5 protein-coding genes and 1 riboswitch are annotated in these 4025 nt (G+C 63.7%); of the genes, 4 read left to right on the forward strand and 1 reads right to left on the reverse strand.

The window, feature by feature from the left end; genetic code table 11:
• Nucleotides 1–359 precede the first annotated feature (359 nt).
• Entirely contained in the window at nucleotides 360–2222 is a 1863-nt protein-coding gene (thiC, locus tag VIG90_RS12805; protein WP_331593911.1) for a phosphomethylpyrimidine synthase ThiC, read from the reverse strand.
• 72 nt (nucleotides 2223–2294) lie between these two features.
• Nucleotides 2295–2430: riboswitch (TPP riboswitch) on the reverse strand.
• Between the two features lie 110 nt (nucleotides 2431–2540).
• On the opposite strand from thiC, the gene VIG90_RS12810 reads away from it, so the two are divergent.
• The 4 genes from VIG90_RS12810 to VIG90_RS12825 all read left to right on the forward strand — a co-directional run.
• Nucleotides 2541–2885: a PilZ domain-containing protein gene (locus VIG90_RS12810; RefSeq protein ID WP_331593912.1), complete on the forward strand. Its 345-nt coding sequence runs from the start codon at nucleotides 2541–2543 to the stop codon at nucleotides 2883–2885.
• A complete protein-coding gene (locus tag VIG90_RS12815; protein WP_331593913.1) occupies nucleotides 2882–3241 on the forward strand; it encodes a DUF1491 family protein in 360 nt (119 codons plus the stop codon). Before VIG90_RS12810 ends, VIG90_RS12815 begins: the two co-directional genes overlap by 4 nt.
• Before the next feature lie 84 nt (nucleotides 3242–3325).
• Complete coding sequence (locus VIG90_RS12820) at nucleotides 3326–3727, forward strand: Hpt domain-containing protein (protein WP_331593914.1); 402 nt, start codon at nucleotides 3326–3328, stop codon at nucleotides 3725–3727.
• A 41-nt stretch (nucleotides 3728–3768) separates the two neighbouring features.
• Nucleotides 3769–4025, forward strand: a 257-nt coding sequence (locus tag VIG90_RS12825) for an MmcB family DNA repair protein (protein WP_331593915.1), incomplete at its 3' end; no start/stop codon positions are given.

Genomic DNA, 4025 nt, shown 5'->3' on the forward strand with positions numbered 1-4025 from the left:
CCAAGCTGCGCGGCTCGTCCTCGAGCGATGCGCTCTACGCCCTGCTGGCATCGCACGGCCAGCAAAAGGCGGCCTGACGCGCTTCCTGACTGACTTACACACCAGAAGGGCCCGGCTCACCGCCGGGCCTTTTTGTTATTATATTATTTTCATTGATAATTTTTATTCGCAGGAGGGTCTTAACCCTCCTGCATCTCCCCTTCGTTCGTCGGGCCGCGCCTGTCGTCAGCCGCCGCGCCTACTGAATCGGGACAAAAGAAAAGGCCGCGCCCTTCATGAAGGACACGGCCCTTTCAAAACGAACAGGGGGTCGCAGGGGGATTATAGATCCCCCTGCATTCCTTCCCTTACAACTTCCCTCAATCCACCTTGTGGTAGATCGCCGAGCCCATCTCGCGGAACTCGCGGGACTTCTCGGCCATGCCTGCCAGCGGGTCCACCCCGGTATCGACACCGGCCTCCACACCGGCCACGTCGTTCTGGGCGCGGGCGGCGTCGCGGATGTCCTGGCTGATCTTCATCGAGCAGAACTTGGGTCCGCACATGGAGCAGAAGTGGGCGACCTTGTGCGCTTCCTTCGGCAGGGTTTCGTCGTGGTATTCGCGGGCCGTGTCCGGATCGAGCGAGAGGTTGAACTGGTCCTCCCAGCGGAACTCGAAGCGGGCGCGGCTGAGCGCATCGTCGCGCATCTTGGCGGCCGGGTGACCCTTGGCGAGGTCTGCCGCGTGCGCCGCGATCTTGTAGGCGATCACGCCGTCCTTCACGTCGTTGCGGTCAGGCAGCCCCAGGTGCTCCTTGGGCGTGACGTAGCAGAGCATGGCGGTGCCGAACCAGCCGATCATCGCCGCGCCGATGGCGGAGGTGATATGGTCATAGCCCGGCGCGATGTCGGTGGTGAGCGGCCCAAGCGTGTAGAAGGGCGCTTCCGCGCAGACTTCCAGCTGCTTGTCCATGTTCTCCTTGATCTTGTGCATGGGCACGTGGCCCGGGCCTTCGATCATGACCTGGCAGTCTTTCTTCCAGGCGACGTGGGTCAGTTCGCCCAGCGTTTCCAGTTCGCCGAACTGGGCGGCGTCGTTGGCGTCCGCAATCGAGCCGGGGCGCAGGCCGTCACCTAGCGAGAAGGAGACGTCATAGGCGCGCAGGATGTCGCAGATCTCGTCGAACGCCTCGTAGAGGAAGTTCTCCTTGTGGTGCGCCAGACACCACTTGGCCATGATGGAGCCGCCGCGGCTGACGATGCCGGTGGTGCGGTTGGCGGTCAGCGGCACGTAGGCGAGGCGCACGCCCGCGTGGATGGTGAAGTAGTCCACGCCCTGCTCGCATTGCTCGATGAGCGTGTCGCGGAAAACCTCCCAGTTCAGCTCCTCGGCGATGCCGCCCACCTTCTCCAGCGCCTGGTAGATGGGCACCGTGCCGATGGGGACCGGCGAGTTGCGGATGATCCAGTCACGGATGTTGTGGATGTTGCGGCCGGTGGACAGGTCCATGACGTTGTCCGCGCCCCAGCGGATGGCCCACACCAGCTTGTCCACCTCTTCCGCCACGGACGAGGTAATGGCCGAGTTGCCGATGTTGGCGTTGATCTTCACCAGGAAGTTGCGGCCGATGATCATCGGCTCGGCTTCGGGGTGGTTGATGTTGGCCGGGATGATGGCGCGGCCGCGGGCGATCTCGTCACGCACGAACTCGGGCGTGATGAAGTCAGGGATCTGCGCGCCCATGGGGTTGCCGTCGCGCACCAGCTGTTCCTTTGCCGCCTTGCGGCCGAGGTTCTCGCGGATGGCGATGAAATCCATCTCCGGCGTGATGATGCCCGCGCGGGCGTAGGCGAGCTGGGTGACGGCCTTGCCCGCCTTGGCGCGCAGCGGCTGATGGCGCACCGGGAATTCCGGCACCAGGTATTCGCCCTCGGCAAAGCCGTTGTCTTCCGGCTTCACGTGGCGGCCGGCGTATGCTTCCACGTCACCGCGCGCTTCGATCCACGGCGTGCGGATGCGCGGCAGGCCCTTTGTGATGTCGATCTCGGCGTTCGGATCGGTGTAGGGGCCGGAGGTGTCATAGACGATGACCGGCGGCTCGTTGGCGGACGGGGCGAGCGCGATCTCGCGCATCGGCACCCGCATGGCGGCGCAGCTGTCGCCAACGGCGTAGATCTTGCGCGAACCGGCGATCGGGCCGGTCGTGACGTTCAATTCTCTGGGGGATATTGGCTTGTTCAAGTGGACCTCCACGGCATGATTGCCCAAGAGATCCGGCCCCGTGCATAGGGTTTTGAGGACGGGTACTAAAACACCTCCCGTTTGCTCCATCCCTCCGCCGGTATGATCCGGATCAGGTTCGAAGGGTTCCCACGCCCGGCAGGTTCTGTTTGACCCTGTCCAGCCAGTGGTATCTCAGCCTCCTGACGAGGCTCCCCTTGGATGGCGGTCATTATCAGTGCCCTCAGAGGGACTGTCAACATGGGCTGGGGTCTAGTAGCTTTTGGCAACAATCTGGGCTATTCTGCGCGCGTTCGTGGGGCATTACGGTCAATTTGTATGGACGACTTTTCCAATCCGCCGAGCGTCGAGGAGCAGCGCCGCTTTCGCCGCCGCCCCGTGCTCTGGAAGGGCCATGTGGATCTCTCCACGCACCGGCTGGAATGCCGGGTTCTGAACATCACCCCCGGCGGGCTGCTGGCGGAACTGGAGCTGCCGCTCGCTGCGGGCGTGCAGGTTCGGGTGCTGCTGCCCAATGTCCGGCCGCTTTCCGCCGAGATCAAATGGTATGCGGACGGGCTGCACGGCCTGTCCTTCAGCGAGCCGCCCGCGCAGATCAGGGCCGCCTTTGGCAACAAGGCCGACGCTCTGGGCTTCAACATCGCCCCGGATCCAGTCCAATGATGCTGCCGCGTCTGGCCACGCGCGTGTGGGTTTCGGCCCTTGTCAGGCGTTGCAATGTTCAGGGCGTGGCGGCGACCGTCATTCGCCACGGGTATGACGAGGCGGGCGCGGTGCTGCTGCTTGCCCGGCATCGCAGCGGCGAGTGCCAGCTTTTCGGCGCGACGCAGCAGGGTATCGGGCAACAGGATGGGGGCCAGCGCGCCTGGCTGGCGCTGACCGGACGGGAGCCGGTGAGCGAGGCGGACGCCGAGGCGATCATTGAAAAGCAGCGGCGCTTCGACCCGGACCTATGGGTGGTGGAGCTGGAAACCGACACGCCACAGGATTTTCTTGATGAAGTTGTTTTATCTCAGTGAGTGATGGGCCAAACTGTTAATCCTTCCAAACTGACTTAATTTCCTGTTGAGTGCTGGCGTTTCCTTAGATCGGCGAATGTTGCGATGTCCGAAACCACACTGATGAGCTATGTCAGCCCCGAGCTGATCCAAAGCTATCAGGTATGGACGGCCGATGCGGTCGCCCGGATGCGCGCCCTAACGGCAGAATGGCGGGCGAAACATCGCCCCGGCGATGATGCACGGCAGCACATTTACGAGATTGCCCACAATGTGAAGGGCATGGGCTCAAGCTTCGGTCACCCGCTGATGACCGACGCGGGGCGCTCGCTATCCGCCTACCTGCGCCTGAAGCCCGGCGCGGCGGATGAACTGCGGGTCATCGAAGCGCACATCGATGCCCTGGAGCGCATTCTCGCGCTGGGTCCGGGCAGCCATGACGGCATGTACGAACAGCTTGTCGCGCCTTTGCACCTGCTGACGGGCCTTGCGCCGATGGACAGCTGACAGGCACTTTTGTTCCCGCTTTGATCTGATACAGTGCGGGAATGCCTGAGCGTTCCTCTCCCCCTGACCCTTCGCTGGATGCCCAAAGCCCGGACGTTGAGCCTCTTGAGGCGTGCCCGCTCAACGCCCGGGATGTGGCGCGGGGCGTCAGCCGCCTGCTCTATCGCATGGGATGCGCCGCCATTTGCGAGTTCCCGCTGGGCAACGGCCGCCGTGCGGACGTGGCGGGACTGTCCACCAAGGGCCGGCTGAGCCTGGTGGAGATCAAGGTCTCCCTCTCCGACCTGCGCGGCGATGC

Origin of the sequence: Pedomonas sp. (genome assembly GCF_036515995.1) — a bacterium.
Taxonomy (GTDB): domain Bacteria; phylum Pseudomonadota; class Alphaproteobacteria; order Sphingomonadales; family Sphingomonadaceae; genus Pedomonas.